A 19,788-nucleotide genomic window follows, 5' to 3' on the forward strand; every position below is an offset into this window, starting at 1 on the left:
TGACGTCGATGCACCGGCGCCGAGCAGCAGGGTGACATGTCGATCGATGCCGGAGTCTCGGAACGGAGCCAGGACATCCGCGTTCAGGTCGGGGGCGCTCACCAGCGCATGATGCCATGCGGGTCAGCTGCGCTCGGCGGCCAGGCGCGACACGTTCTGAGCGGTCGGGGTGGGTGGGTCCCGATACGCCCCTGCGGGGCTGCTCGACCTGCAGGAAGAGGCCTGCCCGACCGGAAGCATGCTGGTCGAGTAGCCGCGGGACGCGGCGTATCGAGACCCGGCGTCAGCCGGAGGACTCGCGGGGGACGAGGCGCACGGGCATGGAGCGGACGCCTGCGGTCGCGCGGCCGTGGATGGCGTGGGAGAGCTCCTCGGCGGCGGCGCGGCCGAGGGCCTCGAGCTGCATGTCGATGCTGGTGAGCGGGGGGCGGGCGGCCTCGACGAGGAGGTCCCAGTTGTCGAAGCCGACGACGGCGACGTCGCGCGGCACCGGGTGGCCGCTCTCGCGCAGGTGGTCGAGGGCGCCGCGGGCGATCTGGTCGCTCGCGCAGATGATGGCGTCGAGATCGGGGTGCGCGGCGAGCAGCGACTCGGCGCACTGCCGGCCCCAGCTCTCCGACCACTGGCCGTAGAGCACGTCGCCGCCGACCAGCGGGAGGCCCGCCTCCGTCAGCGCGCGCTCGACGCCGCGGGCGCGGTCGTGCGCGGCGGTGTAGCTGGGCTCGCCGTTGATCAGCGCGATGCGGGTGCGCCCTCGCTCGATCAGGTGGCGGGCCGCGAGCACGCCGGCGAGCGTGTTGTCGGGCGTGAACGAGGAGTCGCGCTCGTCCTCGGAGGGTGCGTAGGCGTAGACGACCGGGACGGGGATCGTCGCGGTGATCGACGGGCGCGGGTTGGTCGTCCGGCCGAGCACGACGATCCCGTCGACGCGCTTGGCCAGCAGGTTCTTGATGTGGTGCTGCTCGCGGATCGAGTCGCCGCGGGCGTCGCAGAGGAACACCGAGGTGGAGCCGGCGCCGAACGCGTCCTCGGCGCCGAGCAGCACGGGCAGCACGAAGCGGTTGTCGAGGTCGTTGGTGAGCATCCCGATGGTGCCGGTGCGGCGCGAGTTGAGGGCCTGCGCGAACGGGTTCGGGGTGAAGGAGAGCGCGGCGGCGGCGTCGAGCACCTTCTGGCGGGTCTCGGCGCGGACCTGGTCGCGGCCGTTCAGCGCCTTCGACGCGGTGGCGATCGAGACACCGGCCTCGCGGGCGACGTCGGTCAGCGTGATGGTGCCCGTGGGCTTGCGCGGCGCGATGACGTCCTCCTTCCGCGGGGCGCCGGTGCGCCCTGGACGATCCTCGCACAGGATCCCGCAAACCGAAAACACCGAAAACGTGACAACTCTTGACTCGACCTTCCCGCCGTGTCTACTTTGAATCCGCAGAAAGTAGTTTCGGTCCGGCGGTCGCCGGGACCGGCCAGCACCACCCGTCAACGACGAAGGGAACATCCGCGATGAAGAGGAAGCACACTCGGGGCCTCGCCGCCGCCGTCCTGCTCGGGACCGCAGCCGCAGCACTGACCGGCTGCGCGGGAGGCTCGGGAGGCGACTCCTCCGCCGCCGGCGGCACCTACACGTTCTGGGACCCGTACCCCCAGTTCGACGAGTCGTCCGACTGGGCGAAGCTCATCGACTCCTGCGGCACCGAGGCCGGCGTCACCGTCGAGCGCACCGGCTACGACACCACCGACCTGACCAACAAGGCGCTCCTCGCCGGGCAGCAGGGCAGCTCGCCGGACATCCTGCTCGTCGACAACCCGGTCGTCTCCACGCTCGCCGAGTCGGGGATCCTGACCACCACGGCCGAGAACGGCCTCGAGACCGGCGACATCGACGCCAACATCCTGGCAGCGGGCGAGGTCGGCGGCGACACCTTCGGCGTCCCGATCGGCGCGAACACGCTGGCGCTGTACTACAACAAGACCGTGCTGGCCACGGCCGGCGTCGACGTCTCCTCGATCACCGACTGGGCGAGCCTCACCGCGGCGCTCGAGAAGGTCACCGCCTCGGGCGGCAAGGGCATCACGTTCTCGGGCATCGGCACCGAGGAGGGCACCTTCCAGTTCCTGCCCTGGTTCTGGGGCTCCGGCGCCGAGCTGACCGAGCTCGACTCGGACGCCGCCGTGGACGCGGTCTCGCTCTGGACCGACTGGCTGGAGAAGGGCTACGCGCCCAACTCCGTGATCGGCAACACCCAGACCACCAGCTGGCAGGAGTTCGAGACCGGCGAGTACGCCTTCGGCGAGAACGGCACCTGGCAGCTCGCGAACGCCAAGGCCTCCGGCATCGACTACGGCATCCTCACCATCCCCGCGAAGGATGGCGGCTCGGCCCCCGCGCCGACCGGCGGCGAGTTCCTCACCCTGCCCGTGCAGAAGGACGAGGCGCGCTACGAGACGTCGACCGCGATCGCCGAGTGCCTCACCTCGACGGACAATCTGGTGACGACGGACGACACGCTGTCGTACATCGCCCCGACGGCCGCGGCGCAGGAGGCGCAGGTCGCCGGAAACGCCGACCTCGAGCCCTGGGTCGAGGCCGTCCAGGCCGCGAAGGGCCGCACCTCGGACGACCTCGGGACGAAGTACCCGAAGATCTCCGAGCAGCTCTGGTCCGCGGTGCAGACCGCGCTGAGCGGCTCGCAGTCGCCGGCCGACGCGCTGAAGGCGGCGCAGTCGGCGGCCGAGTCCGCGACGCAGTGATGAGCGGTGTGGAGCCCGTTGCTGATCGAGCAGTCCGCTCGGCGGGCGTCTCGGGATCTGCCGGCGTCGGAGGGGTGGTCTGCGGGCCGGAGGTTCTTGCGGTGGTGGGTCTCGATACGCCCCTGCGGGGCTACTCGACCAGCATGCAGGGGGCGCTGCGGGGCTACTCGACCAGCATGTGGGGCGCCCCCGGGGCGCTCCTGACTCGGGAGGAACGATGACGACGGCCACTGAGACGGGGCGGCTGCTGCGCCGCGAGGCCGAGCCGGGGGTCGCGCCTGCCGCGGCCGCGGCGCCGAGGCGGCGGCGGCGGCCGGGCGGGCAGCTGGCGGCGTGGGCGTTCCTCGCCCCGCTCGTCGTCTACCTGCTCGTCTTCTACGCCTTCCCGCTCTACCGCAACCTCGAGCTGAGCCTGAAGGACTACACGGTCCGCTCCTTCGTCCAGGGCAACGCCCCGTTCGTCTGGTTCGACAACTACATGCAGGTCTTCCGCGACCCGACCTTCGGCCCGGCGCTGCTGCACACCGCGGTGTTCACGGGCGTCTCGCTGATCTTCCAGTTCACGCTGGGGCTCGCGCTCGCGGTCTTCTTCTACCGGCGCTTCCCGCTCGCGAGCACGCTCCGGGCGCTGTTCCTCGTGCCGTGGCTGCTGCCGCTGATAGTCTCGGCGTCGACCTGGTCGTGGATGCTGAACAGCGACTCCGGGATCGTCAACGCGTTCCTCGAGTCGTTCGGCATCGGGCAGATCAACTGGCTGACCTCGCCGTCCACCTCGCTGATCGCGGTGCTGATCGCCAACATCTGGATCGGCATCCCGTTCAACCTGGTGATCCTCTACTCCGGGCTGCAGAACATCTCGCAGGACCTCTACGAGGCGGCCTCGCTCGACGGCGCGACCGGCGCCCAGCAGTTCTGGCGGATCACGCTGCCGCTGCTGCGCCCGGTGTCGGCGATCACGATCCTGCTCGGCCTCGTCTACACGCTGAAGGTGTTCGACATCATCTGGATCATGACCAAGGGCGGTCCGGCCGACTCGTCGACGACCCTGGCGACCTGGACCTACCAGCTCGGCTTCGGCTCGATGCTGCCCGACTTCGGCCCCGCCGCGGCGGTCGGCAACCTGCTGATCATCCTCGCCCTGGTCTTCGGCCTGATCTACATCCGCGTCCAGCGGAAGCAGGCCGACGCATGAGCGCCCGGCGCCCCTGGTGGCTGACCCTCGTGGGCGTGCTGCTCACCGCGGTCATGCTGTTCCCGGTCTACTGGATGATCAACGTCTCGCTCACGCAGACCGGGTCGATGCGGAAGGATCCGCCGGACTGGTTCCCGTTCGCGCCCACCTTCTCGGGCTACCAGGCCGTGCTGAGCGAGCAGCTGCCGTACCTCGGCACCAGCCTGATCGTCGGGCTCGGCACGGTGCTGCTGACCGTGGCGATCGCCGCTCCGGCCGCGTACTCGCTGGCGAAGCTGCGGCCGCGCGGCGGGCAGGGGCTCTCGTTCGTCCTCCTGATCGCGCAGATGATCCCGGCGATCATCATGGCGATGGGCTTCTACGCCATCTACCTCAACCTCGGGCTGCTGAACTCGATCCCCGGGCTGATCGTGGCCGACTCGACCATCGCCGTGCCGTTCGGCGTGCTGATCTTCACCGCGTTCATGTCCGGCATCCCCGACGAGCTGACCCAGGCCGCGCGGATGGACGGCGCGAGCGCCTGGCGCACCTTCACCTCGGTGATCATGCCGATCAGCCGCAACTCCGTCGTCACGGTGTCGCTCTTCGCATTCCTCTGGGCCTGGTCGGACTTCATCTTCGCGTCGACCCTCGACAGCGGCGGGAAGCTCCAGCCGATCACGCTCGGCATCTACAAGTACATCGGCAACAACAACCAGGAGTGGAACTCGATCATGGCGACCGCCGTGGTCGCCTCGCTCCCGGCCGCCCTCCTCCTCGTCGTCGCCCAGCGGTACGTCTCGGCGGGTGTCACCGCCGGTGCCGTCAAGGACTGACCCTCTTCCTCCTAGGAGATCCTCGTGACCCTGACCACCACCGTCGCCCTCGGCGGCCCCGTCGCCCCGACCGCGGGCGCGCTCCGGCCGCTGCGCCAGGACGAGATCCGGCTGACCGGCGGCTTCTGGCAGCACTACCAGCGGCTCGGCGCGGACGCCGTGATCGGCCACTGCCTGAGCTGGATCGAGCGGGTCGGCTGGGCCGGCAACTTCGACCGCGCGGCGAACGGCACGATCTCCTCGGCGGCCGGCGGCGACCTCCACGCGGGCATCGAGTTCGTCGACTCGGAGGTCTACAAGCTGCTCGAGGCGATGGCCTGGGAGCTGGGCCGGTCCGACGATCCGGAGCTCGCCGCGCAGTACGAGGCGCTGGTGCTGCGGGTCGCGGGGGCCCAGGACGAGGACGGCTACCTGCACACGAGCTTCGGCCGGCCGGGGCAGCGCGCGCGCTACTCCGATCTGGAGTGGGGGCACGAGCTGTACTGCTTCGGGCACCTGATCCAGGCGGCCGTGGCGCGGCTGCGCACCGGGCACGACGACCTGCTGCCGGCCGTGGCGCGGCGTCTCGCCGATCACGTTATCGAGGTGTTCGGGGCGGAGGGGCGCGTCGCGGTCTGCGGGCATCCCGAGATCGAGCCGGCGCTCGCCGAGCTGGCGCGGGCCACCGGCGACGGGCGGTACCTGGAGCAGGCGCGGCTGTTCGTCGAGCGGCGCGGCACGGGGACGCTCGGGGCGATCGCCTTCGGGCCGGAGTACTTCCAGGACGACGTGCCGGTGCGCTCGGCGGAGGTGCTGCGCGGGCACGCGGTGAGGGCGCTGTACCTCTCGGCGGGGGCGCTCGACGTCGCCGTGGAGACGGGCGACGCGGAGCTCGAGGCCGCGGTGGGGCGGCAGTGGGCGGCGACGGTCGCGCGCCGGACCTATCTGACCGGCGGGATGGGCTCGCACCACCAGGACGAGGCGTTCGGCGCCGACTTCGAGCTGCCGCCGGACCGCGCCTACGCCGAGACCTGCGCGGCGATCGCGTCGAACATGCTGTCGTGGCGGCTGCTGCTGCGCTCGGACGACGCGGCCTATGCGGATCTGATGGAGCGGACGCTGCTGAACGCGGTGCTGCCCGCGACTCGCGAGGACGGGCGCGCCTTCTTCTACACGAACACGCTGCAGCAGCGGGTGGACGGGGTGGCGCCGGACGAGAGCGTCGAGACCGACCGGGCGCAGTCGAGCCTGCGGGCGCCGTGGTTCTGGGTGTCCTGCTGCCCGACGAACACCGCGCGGACCCTCGCGAGCGTCGAGCTGAGCTTCGCGACGGCGACGGACGACGGGGTGCAGCTGCACCAGTACGGGGCGTACCGGGTGACGACTGGCGAGGTGTCGCTCGAGGTGGAGACCGCGTACCCGGAGGACGGCGAGATCGCGGTGCGGATCCTCGCGGACGCGGAGTTCGCGCTGACGCTGCGGATCCCGCCGTTCGCACGCGGGACGGCGCTGCTCGACGGGCAGGCGGTGGACGCGGGTCTCTCGACGGTGACGGTGCGGCGGGCGTTCGCGGCCGGCGACGTGGTGCGGCTGTCGCTGCCGATGCCGGCGCGCTTCGTGACGCCGCACCCGCGGATCGACGCGGTGCGCGGCCAGGTCGCGGTGGAGCGCGGGCCGTTCGTGCTGGCGCTGGAGTCGCTCGAGCTGCCGGACGGCCTCGACACGGAGCACGTGGCGGTGGACGCCGAGGTCTCGCCGGTCGCTGTCGGCGACGGCGCCCGGGTGGCGCTCGTGCGCCGAGACGCCCCGGCATCCGCGTGGCCCTACTCCGTCCCGGCGGAGTTCGGCGAGCGCTTCACCGCCGAGTTCCACCCCTACTACCGCTGGGCGAACCGCGGCCCCTCCACGATGCGCATCTGGACGCCCACCCTCTGACGCGCCCGCCGCGAGATGCCACTTGTGCACGCCTTTCACGGCGTGTCGCGTGCACAAGTGGCATCTCGCGGAGCACTCACGTCGTCCGTGGACACCCATGCTGGTCGAGTGGCCCCGGAGGAAATTCATGCTGGTCGAGTAGCCCCGGAGGGGCGTATCGAGACCCGACGTCCCCGGGAGGGCGGGTCGGCAGGCCTGCCTGCTGACGGTGGTGGATCTCGATACGCCCGCTGCGCGGGCTACTCGATCAGCAAAGAGGACCCACTCCGCGGGCTACTCGATCAGCAAAGGAGGTCCTTGCTCGGGCGGCTCGGTCGGCTCGGCGCGCTGCTGCGAGATGCCACTTGTGCACGCCTTTTGCGGCGTGTCGTGTGCACAAGTGGCATCTCGCGGAGGGGATCAGTGCTCGCGGCGGGAGGGGACGTCGGCCGGGGTCTCCAGGGGGGCGTCCTGGACGGTGGCGCGGTCGGACTTGGAGCGGTCACCGCGGGTCTTCAGGAGGCTGGCGATCGTGGCGACGGCGATCGTGGCGCCGATGAAGGTGAGCGAGAACCAGATCGGGATCTCGGGGACCCAGAGCAGGGGCTCGCCGCCGTTGATGAACGGGACCTCGTTGACGTGCAGGGCGTGGAAGACGAGCTTCACGGCGATGAAGCCGAGGATGACGGCCAGGCCCTGGCTGAGGTAGACGAGGCGCTCGAGCAGTCCGCCGATCAGGAAGAACAGCTGGCGCAGGCCCATCAGCGCGAAGGCGTTCGCGGTGAAGACGATGTAGGCCTCGTTGGTCAGTCCGTAGATGGCGGGGATCGAGTCGAGCGCGAAGACGAGGTCGATGAAGCCGATGGCGACGATGGTCAGCAGCATCGGGGTGACGAAGCGGCGGCCGTCCTTCTTCACCGTCAGCTTGTCGCCGTGGTACTCGTCGGTGACGGGGAGGACGCGGCGCACCAGGCGCATGAAGGCGTTGTTCGAGGGGTCGCCGTGGTCGCCCTTGATCTGCTGGTAGGCCAGCACGAAGAGCAGGGCGCCGAAGAGGTAGAAGACCCAGGAGAAGTTCTCGATCAGGGCCGCGCCGACCGCGATGAAGCCGCCGCGCATGATCAGCGCGATGACGATGCCGATCATCAGCACCTTCTGCTGGTACATCTTCGGCACCGCGAACCCGGTCATGATGATCAGGAAGAGGAAGAGGTTGTCGAGCGACAGCGCCTTCTCGGTGAGATAGCCGGCGAAGTACTCGCCGCCGTAGCGCCAGTCGGCGACGAAGCCGATGCCGACGCCGAACAGCAGCGCGAGGCCGATGTAGAAGGCCGACCAGCGAGCGGACTCGCCGATGGTCGGCTCGTGCGGCTTCCGCACGTGCGCGAAGAACTCGTAGACGAAGAAGGCGATCGTCACGGCGATGGTGATCAGCCAGATGACGGGTGTGATCTGCACGGGGGTGCTCCAAGAGGGTTGGTCGATGAGGGACCAAGGTCTCCTCCACTCCGGCCGCGACCTCTCGGAGGCGGTGGCGGAGCCGATGGCCCGGGACGCTCATTCGCATCCGTAATGACGGGCTCACCGCAGTCGGGAGTACTCCCCTTGCTGTCTGCGATTCTACTCAGGGTCCGAGTGCCGGAGGCTGGGAGAGTACCGACACGTCGTTTCTGGATCCATCCGGCTCTATATTGGATCCAGCGGCAGCGTGCCGCGTGAGAGGCGGCGCATGGCCATCCAGACGGTCCTCGGCCCGGTCGAGGCGGGGGCGCTAGGCGTCGTGTCGATGCACGAGCACCTGCTGACCGACGCGAGCGCGCTGCAGCGGCCCGGCGTCGAGGCGCTCGATCCCGACGCCCCGGTCACCGCCGAGCTCGCCGCCGCCCTGCGCTGGAGCCAGCTCGCGCTCGCCGACAACCTCCGCCTCGACGACGTCGAGCTGCTCGCGGACGAGCTGCGCGTGGGAGCGTCGGCCGGTCTCGCCCTGGCCGTCGACCTCAGCTCGCTCGGCTTCGGGCCCGACCATGCGCGCCTGCCCGCCCTGTCCGGCCAGGCGGGCGTCGCGATCGTCGCCGGCTACGGCGCCTACCTCCCGCGGCTGCTGCCCGAGTGGTTCCTCGCCCTCGACGTCGACGGCCGCACCGCGCTCCTCACCCGCGCGCTGACGGCGGCGATCCCCGGCACGACCTACCGCGCGGGTCTGCTCGGCCTGATGGGCACGACCGGCGCCTTCGCGACTCCCGAGGGCGAGCAGGAGCGGATCAGCCTCACCGCCGCGGCCCGCGCGGCCGCCGCCACCGGCTCCGCGATCACCGTCCGGCTCGCCGCCGACGCTCGCAACGGGGTCGAGGTGCTCGCGCACGTCGTCGCCGAGGGAGTGGATCCCTCCCGCGTCGTGTTCAGCACCGTCGACGAGTTCCTCGACCTGCCCTACCTCCGCGACCTCGGCCGGGCCGGCGCCGTGCTGGAGCTCTGCTTCGGCAACGAGGGCGCGCACGTCGGCCGCATCCGCAACGCGAGCGACCCGCAGCGCCTGGACGCGCTGCTGGAGCTGCTCGGCACCGACCCCGGCATCCGCTGGGTGCTCGGCCACAGCACCTGGACGAAGGGCCAGCTGCGCCGCTTCGGCGGGCACGGCTTCGACCACCTCGGCGCGCGCGTCCTGCCGGGGCTCCGCGCGCTCGGCGTCGCGGACGACGTGCTGCGGCGGATGAGCGTCGAGGAGCCCGCGCGGCTGCTCGACCGGCCGTGACCGACCGGCTCTGACCGACCGCCCCGCCCCTTTGGCCCGACGACTCCGGCCCCGACCAGGCCCCCCGATGAGAGAGACGCAGACCCCATGAGAGACACCCTCGCCCCGCTCGCGCCGATCGAGCCCTACCTCGTCGACGGCGCGTGGCTCGCTCCCGAGGGCGCGGAGCTGCTCGACGTCGTCGATCCCGCCACGGAGGAGCTGCTCACCCGCGTCCCGCAGGCCGGCCCCGCCGAGATCGAGGCGGCCGTCACCGCCGCCCGCCGCGCGCACGACGACGCGCGCTGGAGCGGGATGAGCCCGCACGACCGCAGCCGCATCCTGAACCGCATCGCCGACCTGATCGAGGACCGCCTCGAGGAGCTCGCCGTGCTCGAGACCCGCGACAACGGCAAGCCGATCGAGCGCTCCCGCGCCGACACCGCGACCTCGGCCCGCGTCTTCCGCTACTACGCCGGTGCCCCCTCGCGGCTGACCGGCACCGTCGTGCCCGTCGACGCGCAGCACCACGTCTACACGACGCTCGAGCCGGTCGGAGTCGCGGCGCTGATCCTGCCGTGGAACTTCCCGATCATGACGGCGAGCTTCAAGCTGGCGCCGGCGCTCGCCGCAGGCTGCACCGTCGTCGTGAAGCCGGCGGAGCAGACTCCGCTGACGATGCTGCGCCTCGCGGCGATCTGCGAGGAGGCGGGCGTCCCCGCGGGAGTCGTCAACGTGCTCACCGGCGACGGCCGGGTCGGCGCGGCGCTCACCGAGCACCCGCTGGTCAGCAAGGTCTCCTTCACCGGCAGCACCGAGGTCGGCCGGAAGGTGATGCGCGCCGCGAGCGAGGACTTCACCCGCTTGACGCTGGAGCTCGGCGGCAAGAGCCCGAACATCGTGTTCGAGGACGCGGACCTGGACGCCGTGGTGCTGACCGCGATGCGCGCGTCGTTCGGCCACTCCGGCCAGATGTGCACGGCGGGCAGCCGGCTGCTGGTGCAGCGCTCGATCCTCGAGGAGACGACGGAGCGCCTGACCGCGGCGGTGCGGAGGGTCGCGCTCGGCGACGGGCTGGCCGGCGGCGTGACCGTCGGGCCGCTCGTGTCGGAGGAGCAGCGGCAGCAGGTGCTCGGCTACATCGCGCAGGGCGAGGCGGAGGGCGCGGTCGTCGCGGTGGGCGGCGGCGTGCCGGACCGGCCGGGCTACTACGTCGAGCCGACGCTGTTCACGGGCGTCACGAACACGATGACCATCGCGCGCGAGGAGATCTTCGGGCCGGTCGTCGGCATCATCCCGTTCGAGGACGAGGACGAGGCGGTGTCCCTCGCCAACGACCAGACCTACGGGCTCGCCGCCGGAGTGTGGACGAACGACCTGGCGCGGGCGCACCGGATGGGGCGGCGGCTGCGCGCGGGCACGGTGTGGGTCAACACGTACAACCTTTTCGACCCGGCGCTGTCGTTCGGCGGCGTGGGGGAGTCCGGGATGGGGCGCGACCTGGGCGAGGAGGCACTGCGCTCGTTCTGCGAGCTGAAGAGCGTGGTCGTCGCGCTCTGAGCCCGGCGCCGGTTCGATCTGCAGGCGATCCTCGCGGGAACGGGGTTTCCGCCGCGTCCGTGCGTCTCGTGCCTGCGTGATCGCCTGCAGATCGGACAGCACCCCTCCGGGAGGGTGCCGGGCCGGTGTGCAGGTGCTCCTCCGGTGTGCAGGTGCCCGCGCGTTGTGCAGGTGCTCCTCCGTTCTGCAGGTGATGCGGCGCGGAAGCCGTCTACCGGCGCGAGGGCGGGGGCAGGAGGGGCGGATCGCCTGCAGATCGGACAGCAGCCTTCCGCAGTGCAGGTGCGCGTCCGGTGCGCAGGTGTGCGCGCGTTGTGCAGGTGCTCCTCCGTTCTGCAGGTGATGCGGCGCGGAAGCCGCTTACCGGCGCGAGGGCGGGAGGCGGGAGGGGCGGATCGCCTGCAGATCGGACGGGGTAGCGCCGGGCTCAGGCGTCAGATCCAGCCGTTCTCGCGGGCCTCGATGACGGCGCGCTGGCGGGTGTCGACGTCGAGCTTGCGCAGGATCGACGAGACGTGGTTGCGCACGGTGCCCGCGGAGAGGTGCAGCGCCCTGCCGATCTCGCCGGTGGTCTCGCCGCGGGAGCCGGCGCTCAGGACGTCGAGCTCGCGGTCGGTGAGCGGGCTGCGCGTGGTCGCGAGAGCGTCGGCGGCGATCTCGGGATCCACGTAGCGGCGGCCGGCGGCGACCTGGCGGATCACCTCCGCCACGTCCTCCACCCGCCGCGACTCGGGCAGGAAGCCGCTGACCCCGACGGCCAGCGCGCGGCGCAGCACGCCGGGCCGCGCGTGCCGGGTGACCACGATGACGCGGGTCGCCGAGACGCGGCGCAGGTCCCCGACCTCGTCCAGCCGCTCGTGGTGGCGCTCGCCGGAGCCGTGCCGTTCATCGAGGGCGAAGGGGCCGCGACGATCGGCATCATCGGCGGGATCCACCCGGTGGTCGCCGCCGTGTCGGCCGCCGCGGGCAACTTCCTCTGCGTGGCGCTGCTCGTGCTGCTCGGCGCGGGCGTCCGCTCGGCGATCACCGGCGGGAAGCCGCGGAAGCGCGCCACGGCCCGCCGCGAGAAGTTCCAGCGCGCGTTCACCCGCTACGGCGTGCCCGGCGTGAGCCTGCTCGGCCCGCTGCTGCTGCCGACCCACTTCACCGCGGTGATGCTCGCCGGCGCCGGCGTCGCGAAGGGCCGGGTCCTGCTCTGGCAGGGCATCGCGATCGCACTGTGGACGACGGTGCTCACGGTGATCGTGACGCTCGCGATCGGCGGCGCCGGGCTGGCGTGAGGGGCGGGGCGGCGTTCCCTTCATGTTCGTGCACGTGGATCTCGATACGCCCGCTGCGCGGGCTACTCGATCAGCATGAAGGGGGAGCAGCCGGAGGCTGCGTCGCCCTTCCGTCAGCCGCCCGCCACATGCTGGTCGAGTAGCCGCGCAGCGGCGTATCGAGACCCGCCGTCACCAGAAGGGCGGGTCTGCAGACTCGTCTTTCTGGCGCTGGGGGATCTCGATACGCCCGCTGCGCGGGCTACTCGATCAACATGAGAGGGGAGCAGCCGGAGGCTGCGTCGCCCTTCCGTCAGCCGCCCGCCTCATGCTGGTCGAGTAGCCGCGCAGCGGCGTATCGAGACCCGCCGTCGTCCGCAGGGCGGGTCTGCAGACTCCTGTTCTGACGCGGGTGTCCGCGCGCGCGGGGTCAGGGGGTCGGCGGGCGGGACGACGCGGCCAGGCGGCGGACGGCGTCGCGAGGGGCGTGGGCGACGCGGGGCGACACTGCGAGGAGGAGGGTCGCGCGGGCGGCGCCGTACTCGGGCCAGTCGGGGCCGGGGGCGCCGGTGGCGGCGAAGGCGGACCAGTGGCGGGTGAGGGTGTCGCGGAGGGACGTGGGGGCGGCGTCGCCGACCTCGGTGCGGGCGACGTCCGAGTCGTCGAGGTGCCGGAAGAGGAACGGCAGCTCGAGGGAGTGGCCGGCGCGGCGCGGTCCGGCCGAGGCGGGCTGCTCCCAGGTGAAGAGGTACGCGCGGGTGGAGCCGGTGGCGCCGGCGCGGGCGTCGATCAGGCGCTGGCTGGGCTGCCGGTAGATCGTCTCGGCGAGGCAGGCCTCGAGCAGCTCGGCGCCGGACACCTCGCGGCCGAGGTCGGCGCGCAGGGCGGCAGCGAACGCCTCCGTCCGGCGGCCGCGCGACGCGGGCCAGTGCGGCAGGAGCAGCGCCAGCTCGCGCTCGAGGAGCTCCGGGGACGGGTCCGGGCCGCCGGGATCGACGAAGCCGGAGCCCTCGTTCACGTTCGTGCCGACGATCAGATCCACCGTCGAGGACGCTCCGGCGGCGACCGCGTCCACCGGCGCCGCGGGCAGCACGCGGCCGTCGAGGCTCGGGCGGAAGGCGGGCGTCGGGTTCGGGTGCCCGGCCGAGCGCCGCTCGATCAGGCGCTGCTGGGCGGCGACCACCTCCTCCCAGGGCAGCGTGAGCAGCCGCGACGGGTCGTCCGCCAGCCCCAGGAGCGCGAGCAGCTCGGCGGTGACACCCTCGCCGTACGCCCGAGTCCCGATCCGCTCCGGATTGCCGCTCTGCAGCACCGCCCGCCGGAACAGACCGGAGGCAGCGGGCGCGGCGAGCAGCGCCGACACCAGCACCGCGCCCGCGGACTGCCCGGCGAGCGTCACCCGCGACGCGCCCCCGCCGAACGCGGCGATGCCCGAGCGCATCCAGCGGAGCGCGCCGATGACATCGAGCAGGGCGAGGTTCGCGGAGTCGGCGTACTCCGCGCCGAGCAGGTGCTCGAGGGTCAGGAAGCCGAGGGCGCCGAGGCGGTGGTTGACGGAGACGACGACCATCCGGCCTGCGGCGGCGAGGCGCGCGCCGTCGGAGAGCGGCTCCGCGTTCGATCCGACGATGTGCAGGCCGCCGTGCACCCAGACGACGACGGGCAGGTCGCGGGCGGCGGGATCGGGCGTCCAGATGTTCAGGTGCAGCGAGTCCCGCTCGGAGACGGGCGCGTCCGCGAACGGCTGCGGCGCGACAGGCCCGCGCGAGTTCGCCGGGCGCACACCCGCCCAGGGCTCCACCGCCACGCCGGGCCGGAAGCGCTCGGCCACCCGCAGGTACGGCACGCCGAGGAAGGCGTGCACCGCGCCGTCCGGCGTCTCGATCACCCGCCCGCGCACCGTGCCGCCCGGAGTGACGACCTCGGTCATACCGGCTGGTGCAGCACGGGCCCGTGGCCGGGCGAGAGCGTGCTCTGCAGCACGAGGGAGGAGGCGCCGATCGCCGCGGCGTCGCGCGGGTTCGCGGACAGCTCGACGCTGATCGGGTGCGCGCGGCGGGCGAAGCGGCGGGCTTCCAGCCGAGAGCGCAGCGCCCGCGTGTAGATCGAGCCGGCGATCGCGACGCCGGGTCCGGTGAGGACGAGCGCGTCGAGGTCGAAGAGGTTGGCGAGGGTGACGGCGCCGTCGGCGAGGTGCCCGGCGGATCGCTGCAGCAGCGCCTCCGCGGCGGGGTGACCGTTGATCGCGGCGAGGCTCAGCACGTCGAAGTCCCGGGCGTTCTGCTCGACCTCGAACGTGAGGTCGAGGTCGGCGAACGAGCCGCGGTCCGCTCCCGCGTCCTCGACCACGACGGAGGGCGCCGCGTAGCGCTCGAGGCAGCCGATGTTGCCGCAGAAGCACTCCCGGCCGCCCGGGGCGATGGTGATGTGGCCGATCTCGGCGGCGTTGGAGCTGGCGCCGCGGAAGAGCGCGCCGTCGAGGACGATGCCGGCGCCGATCCCGGTGCCGATGTAGATGCTGCCGAAGGTCTCGTGCCGCGAGACGCCGCGGCTCCAGAACTCGCCGATGGCGGCGGCGGCCGCGTCGTTGTCGAGCAGGATCGGGATGCCGAAGCCGGCGCCGAGCTCCTCGCGCAGGGGGAAGTCGCGCCAGCCCTGCAGGGTGGGCGGGCCGAGGATGCGGCCGGCGGCCTGGTCGATCGGGCCGGGGGCGACGACCGCGACGCCGGCGATGGTGCGGCGGTCGAGTCCGGTGCCGCGGACGAACGCGGCGTAGCCGTCGACGATCCGCCGGGTGACCTCCTCGGGGGCCGCGAGCGCCGCCCCGCGGATCTGCTGGCGCGCGAGCACGCCGCCGCCGGCGTCGGTCGCCACGAAGGTGATCGACTCGAAGCCGAGCTGGACGCCGACGCCGATCCGCGCCCGGGTGTTGATCTCGAGCATCTGCCGCGGCTTGCCGCCGCTGGCCGTGGATCCGGTCTCGCGGACGATGCCGTCGGTCAGCAGCTTGCGCACGATCAGCGAGATCGACGGCTGGGTCAGGCCGGTCGCCGAGGTGAGCTCGACGCGGCTGATCGGCCCGGAGGAGCGGATCAGGTCGACGACGAGGGCGCGGCTGCCCGGGGCCGCGGGGGTCGCCTCACGACGCGCCATGCCTGCTCCTCACCGCTCGACCGCCAGCGTACGGGACCGGGCGCCGCGGCCCGCGCCCGCGCCTACGCTGGTACCGCCCGTCCGAGAGAGAGCCGCCATGACCGATCCGAGACCGCCGCGGCCCCTCGGGCTCGCCCTCGTCCGCGCCACCGAGATCATGGGCGCCGAGCCGTACTTCCACGAGTTCATCGCGGGAGTCGAGCACGCGGTCCGCCCGGCCGGGCACTCGGTGCTGCTGAACGTGCTGCCCGACCGCGACGCGGAGATCGAGACCTACCGGCGCTGGGCCCGCGACGGCGAGGTCGACGGCGTGGTGCTCGTCGACCTCGAGGTGGACGACCCGCGGCCGGCGCTGGTGCGCGAGCTCGGGCTGCCCGCGGTGATCGTCGGCCCGCCCTCCGCGGCGCGCGAGCTGCGCGCGGTCTGGACGAACGACGACGACGCGATGCGCGACGCGGTGCAGTTCCTCGCCGACCTCGGCCACGCGCGGATCGCGCACGTCGGCGGGCCGGAGGAGCTGCTGCACACGCGGATCCGGCGCGAGTGCTTCCTCCGCGAGTGCACGGAGCGGGGCCTCGAGGCGGTCGAGCGCTCGGGCGACTACTCGCGCGAATCCGGCGGGCGGGCGCTGCGCTCGCTGACGGAGGAGCCGGAGCGGGCGACCGCGGTGATCCTGGACAGCGACCTGATGGCGATCGGCGCGCTCGACGCGGCCCGGGAGCTCGGGCTCGACGTGCCAGGGGCGATGTCGCTGCTGGCCTGGGACGACTCCGCGCAGTGCCAGCTGAGCGAGCCGCCGCTCTCGGCGGTCTCGCACGACGTGCAGGTGATCGGCATGCTGACCGGCCAGGAGCTGCTGAGCGAGATCGCCGAGTCGGCGAGCGGATCGATCGCCAGCCCGCCGGTCGTGGTGGTGGCGCGCGGCACGACGAGCGCACCGGCGCAGCCCGGGTCCCACGGAGCCTGAGTCTCGGGGACGGTCGCGTCGACGCTGTTTCGCCATGCCCGATCTTTACATAAATTATTAATCTTTGTACTTGACGCGGGGCAGGAGCATCAGCGACTCTGGGCACGTCGCCGCGGTGATCGACTCCCGATCAGCTGCGGCGCCGAGACACGTCACCGGTCGAAGGAGCCTGGCTAACCCATGACACGTGCCCACCGCACCCCCTCCGCGTTCTCGCGGGTCCCGTTGCGCCGCTCCCTCGCCGGAGCCGCGCTGCTGGCCGTCACGGCCGGCTCGCTCGTCGTCCTCGCGCCGGCCTCGGCGCCGACGGCCTCGGCAGAGACGGCCGCCGCCGACTGGACGAGCGAGAACACCGCCTTCGTGCAGCGCGACGGCAGCGCCCTGACCCTCGACGGCGAGCGGTTCCGCGCCAGCGGCACCAACATCTACTGGCTCGGCCTCGACGAGAACGTCGGCGGCGTCGACTACCCCACCTACTTCCGGATCAAGGACGCCCTCGACACCGCCGCGCAGATGGGCGTCACCGTCGTCCGCTCGCACATGATGACCTCCACGGGCCAGAACGACGAGGACCCGCTGGCCCTGATGCCGCGCCTCGGCGAGTACAACGAGGAGGCGTTCCGCACCATCGACTTCGCCGTCGCCTACGCGGGCACCCTCGGCATCCGCCTGGTGCTGCCCCTCACCGACGAGTGGGCGTACTACCACGGCGGTCACCGCGACTTCACGACCCCGCTCGGGCTGGAGTCGGACGACTTCTACTCCGACCCGGCTGCGATCGCCGCGTACCAGGACTACGTCGACGTGATCCTCGGCCACACCAACACGATCACCGGCACGCGCTTCGTCGACGACCCGACGATCATGGCCTGGGAGCTGGGCAACGAGCTCGAGGGGATGACCCTCGACTGGATCAACGTGCAGGTCGCGTACATCAAGGAGCAGGCGCCCGAGCAGCTCGTCGCCGCCGGCCGCCGCTTCGACATCGACCCGGACACCCTCGCGGCGCCCGACCTCGACATCGTCGACGTGCACTACTACCCGCCGACCGCCGAGCGGGTCTCGGCCGACGCCGCGACGGTCGCCGGCGCGGACAAGGTCTACATCGCCGGCGAGTACGCCTCGACGGCCGCGAGCGAGGACCTCCTCGGCGCGGCCGCGGCCGACCCGAACGTCTCGGGCACCTTCTTCTGGTCGCTGTTCGGCAACAACGACCGCGGCGGCTTCGTGCCGCACGACGACGGCTTCACCCTGCACTACCCGGGCGAGACCCCGCGCGAGCAGGAGAGCGTCGACGCGATCGAGCAGTACGGCACCGCCACGGGCAGCACGCCCGGCGAGCTCGAGCTCGGCGCCCCGCTGATCACCGCGATCGAGCAGGACTACGGGATCAACGAGGTCTCCTGGCGCGGCACCGCGGGAGCCACCGGCTACCTGGTGCAGCGCTCGACCGGCGGCGACTGGAGCGACGTGACGGACGGAGCCGTCTCGGCCTCGGCCTCGCCCGTCACGGATTACGACTCTCCGGCCGGCGTGCGCTACCGCGTCGTCCCGGTGGGCGACGACGACCAGCGCGGTCCCGCCTCCGACGCGGTCGCCGCCGCCGCCGGCGGTGCCGTGCTGGTCGACCCGCTGCAGAGCTGGCTGCTGACCGCCGGCCACGAGAACGCGGAGATCGCGCCGACCCCCGCGGGCGGCGTCGTCAGCGCGACCGGCGCCGCGAGCGTCACCTGGCAGCGCGACGGGATCGGCGCGGCGGAGTTCGTCGTCTCGGACCCGTCCGCGATCACCGTGGCGACGAGCAGCGACGGGCAGACCTGGACCGACGCCGCCACCACGACCACCGAGCGCGACGGCGCGAGCGTCGTCGCCGCGACCGGCCTCTCCGGCGACCGGGTGCGGGTGAGCTGGAGCACCGGCGTGCTGCAGCGGGCGACGATCACGAGCGCCGCCGCCCAGGTCGCGCTCGTCGACCCGCTGGACGACTTCTCCCGGACGGCGGCCCACACCGGCAGCCTCTCGTTCGACACCGGCAATCCCGCGCTCTTCGGCGGCGACGCCTCCCGGGTCAAGCGCGACAGCGCCGACCCGGCGAGCCTCGAGTACGCCTTCGACGACATCAGCGGCGCCGACATCACCGCCTGGTACTGGCCCGACCAGCCGGTCGTCCCGCTCACGGTCGAGGGATCGGCGGACGGCACGACCTGGACGCCGCTCGCCGTCGAGACGCGCGGCGGCACCGGGAACTGGCGCGAGTACACCTACTCGGTCCGCGACCTGACCGGCGTGAACCGGCTCCGGATCTCCTGGCCGCAGGGCGCGGGCGAGGTCTGGACGCCGCAGATCGGCGCGGTGAGCCTGTACTCGCCGAACGCCGCGCCGTTCGGCCTGCCGGCGGCCCCCGCGCTCGGGGCGCCCGCCGACGGCACGGCGGACGTCACCGCCACGCCGACCTTCTCCTGGGAGCCGGCCGCGGACGCCGCCTACTACCGCTTCGTCCTCTCCAGCTCGAGCGACCTCGCGGACCCGCTGGTCTCCGCCACCGGGCTCTCGGCCACGAGCTACCGGCCCCCGGTCGAGCTCGACCCGGAGACGACGTACTACTGGCAGGTCACCGCGGTGAACGGGCTCGGCGCCACGGCGTCGGCGACGCGCACCTTCAGCACGGCGGCGCTGCCGACCGAGCCGGTCGTGGTCGAGGACTTCGACGGCTACGCCGACGACGCCGCGCTGCAGGCCGCCTACGTCCGGAACACCGGCGGCGGTTCCATCACGCCGACGCTGGTACCGAGCCCCGCGAACGACACGAGCGCCGCCCGCTTCGACTACGACACCGGCACGGCCGGTTACGCCGGCACGGTGCGGACCTTCGACGCCGCGCAGAACTGGTGGGGCTACTCCGGCCTGTCGCTCACGGTCGACGCCGACCGGGCGGTGCCGCTCGCGGTGCAGTTCGTCGCGAACGGCGCGTACTGGGAGGCGACGGTCACCCCGTCCGCCGACGGCGTGCAGCGGATCGAGATCCCGTTCGAGGACTTCGCGCCGCCCGCCTGGGCGCCGCAGGCCGACCTCGACCTCACCTCGGTCACGCAGTACGCGCTGTACGTGAACGGCTCGGGCGCGGGCTCGCTGGTGCTCGACGACGTCGAGACCGTCGTGGCGGAGACGACCATGCCGACGCCGACGCCCACTCCGACCGCTCCGCCCACCGCGACGCCGACGCCGACCGCGACGCCGACGGCCACCCCCACCGCGACGCCGACCGCGACGCCCACCGCGACTCCCACGGCCACGCCCACCACCCCGCCCACCGCGACCCCGTCGCCCACTCCGACCCCCGCGCCCGCCGTGCCCTCGTGGCTCGAGTCGCTGGTGAAGAAGTACCTGCCGAGCCTCTGGCAGTGGTGGCTCGGCCGCCACTAGCCGCGAGCCGCAGCCGGCACCACCCCCACACCACCCCTCCGTTCCCACCA

At 72.5% G+C, this 19,788-nt stretch carries 14 protein-coding genes; 9 read left to right on the top strand and 5 right to left on the bottom strand.

The genetic code is table 11. From position 1 onward, the window contains the following. Positions 1–283 precede the first annotated feature (283 nt). Complete coding sequence (locus C1I64_RS16475; RefSeq protein ID WP_341867836.1) at positions 284–1,369, bottom strand: LacI family DNA-binding transcriptional regulator; 1,086 nt, start codon at positions 1,367–1,369, stop codon at positions 284–286. 128 nt (positions 1,370–1,497) lie between these two features. Here C1I64_RS16475 and C1I64_RS16480 point away from each other — a divergent pair, with 128 nt between their 5' ends. From C1I64_RS16480 to C1I64_RS16495, 4 genes are all read left to right on the top strand, one after another. Then, positions 1,498–2,745: a sugar ABC transporter substrate-binding protein gene (locus C1I64_RS16480; RefSeq protein WP_123731468.1), complete on the top strand. Its 1,248-nt coding sequence runs from the start codon at positions 1,498–1,500 to the stop codon at positions 2,743–2,745. A 217-nt stretch (positions 2,746–2,962) separates the two neighbouring features. After that, positions 2,963–3,937 (top strand): carbohydrate ABC transporter permease, encoded by a 975-nt coding sequence (locus C1I64_RS16485; protein WP_127887941.1) that lies wholly within the window; start codon positions 2,963–2,965, stop codon positions 3,935–3,937. Beyond that, on the top strand, positions 3,934–4,752 hold the full coding sequence (locus C1I64_RS16490; protein ID WP_123447302.1) for a carbohydrate ABC transporter permease: 819 nt from the start codon (positions 3,934–3,936) through the stop codon (positions 4,750–4,752). The genes C1I64_RS16485 and C1I64_RS16490 overlap by 4 nt, the downstream gene beginning before the upstream one ends. Before the next feature lie 24 nt (positions 4,753–4,776). Continuing rightward, positions 4,777–6,666 carry a glycoside hydrolase family 127 protein gene (locus tag C1I64_RS16495; protein ID WP_127887942.1) on the top strand — a complete coding sequence of 630 codons (1,890 nt, stop codon included), beginning with the start codon at positions 4,777–4,779 and terminating at the stop codon, positions 6,664–6,666. Positions 6,667–7,065: 399 nt separating this feature from the next. On the opposite strand, the gene C1I64_RS16500 is transcribed toward C1I64_RS16495, so the two are convergent. Then, a complete protein-coding gene (locus C1I64_RS16500) occupies positions 7,066–8,103 on the bottom strand; it encodes a TerC family protein (RefSeq protein WP_123447304.1) in 1,038 nt (345 codons plus the stop codon). A gap of 271 nt (positions 8,104–8,374) precedes the next feature. Here C1I64_RS16500 and C1I64_RS16505 point away from each other — a divergent pair, with 271 nt between their 5' ends. Together C1I64_RS16505 and C1I64_RS16510 are read left to right on the top strand one after the other, a co-directional pair. Continuing rightward, complete coding sequence (locus C1I64_RS16505) at positions 8,375–9,397, top strand: phosphotriesterase family protein (RefSeq protein WP_127887943.1); 1,023 nt, start codon at positions 8,375–8,377, stop codon at positions 9,395–9,397. 87 nt (positions 9,398–9,484) lie between these two features. After that, positions 9,485–10,936, top strand: a complete 1,452-nt coding sequence (locus C1I64_RS16510; RefSeq protein WP_127887944.1) for an aldehyde dehydrogenase family protein — start codon at positions 9,485–9,487, stop codon at positions 10,934–10,936. A 434-nt stretch (positions 10,937–11,370) separates the two neighbouring features. Here C1I64_RS16510 and C1I64_RS20630 read toward each other — a convergent pair whose 3' ends face one another. Beyond that, positions 11,371–11,739, bottom strand: coding sequence for a response regulator transcription factor (locus C1I64_RS20630; protein ID WP_482822408.1), 369 nt, complete (start codon positions 11,737–11,739; stop codon positions 11,371–11,373). Between C1I64_RS20630 and C1I64_RS20635 the strand changes: the two genes are divergently transcribed. After that, positions 11,725–12,216 carry a small multidrug efflux protein gene (locus C1I64_RS20635; protein ID WP_244209510.1) on the top strand — a complete coding sequence of 164 codons (492 nt, stop codon included), beginning with the start codon at positions 11,725–11,727 and terminating at the stop codon, positions 12,214–12,216. The genes C1I64_RS20630 and C1I64_RS20635 overlap by 15 nt on opposite strands. Positions 12,217–12,625: 409 nt before the next feature. Here the strand turns inward: C1I64_RS20635 and C1I64_RS16520 are convergent, their stop codons facing one another. Both C1I64_RS16520 and C1I64_RS16525 read right to left on the bottom strand, forming a co-directional pair. Beyond that, a complete protein-coding gene (locus C1I64_RS16520; RefSeq protein ID WP_127887946.1) occupies positions 12,626–14,125 on the bottom strand; it encodes a carboxylesterase family protein in 1,500 nt (499 codons plus the stop codon). Then, on the bottom strand, positions 14,122–15,348 hold the full coding sequence (locus tag C1I64_RS16525; protein WP_127887947.1) for an ROK family transcriptional regulator: 1,227 nt from the start codon (positions 15,346–15,348) through the stop codon (positions 14,122–14,124). The genes C1I64_RS16520 and C1I64_RS16525 overlap by 4 nt, the downstream gene beginning before the upstream one ends. 97 nt (positions 15,349–15,445) lie before the next feature. Here C1I64_RS16525 and C1I64_RS16530 point away from each other — a divergent pair, with 97 nt between their 5' ends. Continuing rightward, entirely contained in the window at positions 15,446–16,315 is an 870-nt protein-coding gene (locus tag C1I64_RS16530; RefSeq protein WP_164874573.1) for a LacI family DNA-binding transcriptional regulator, read from the top strand. Between the two features lie 180 nt (positions 16,316–16,495). Then, complete coding sequence (locus C1I64_RS16535) at positions 16,496–19,738, top strand: carbohydrate binding domain-containing protein (RefSeq protein WP_127887949.1); 3,243 nt, start codon at positions 16,496–16,498, stop codon at positions 19,736–19,738. Positions 19,739–19,788 lie beyond the last annotated feature (50 nt).

Origin of the sequence: Rathayibacter festucae DSM 15932 (assembly GCF_004011135.1) — a bacterium.
GTDB lineage: Bacteria > Actinomycetota > Actinomycetes > Actinomycetales > Microbacteriaceae > Rathayibacter > Rathayibacter festucae.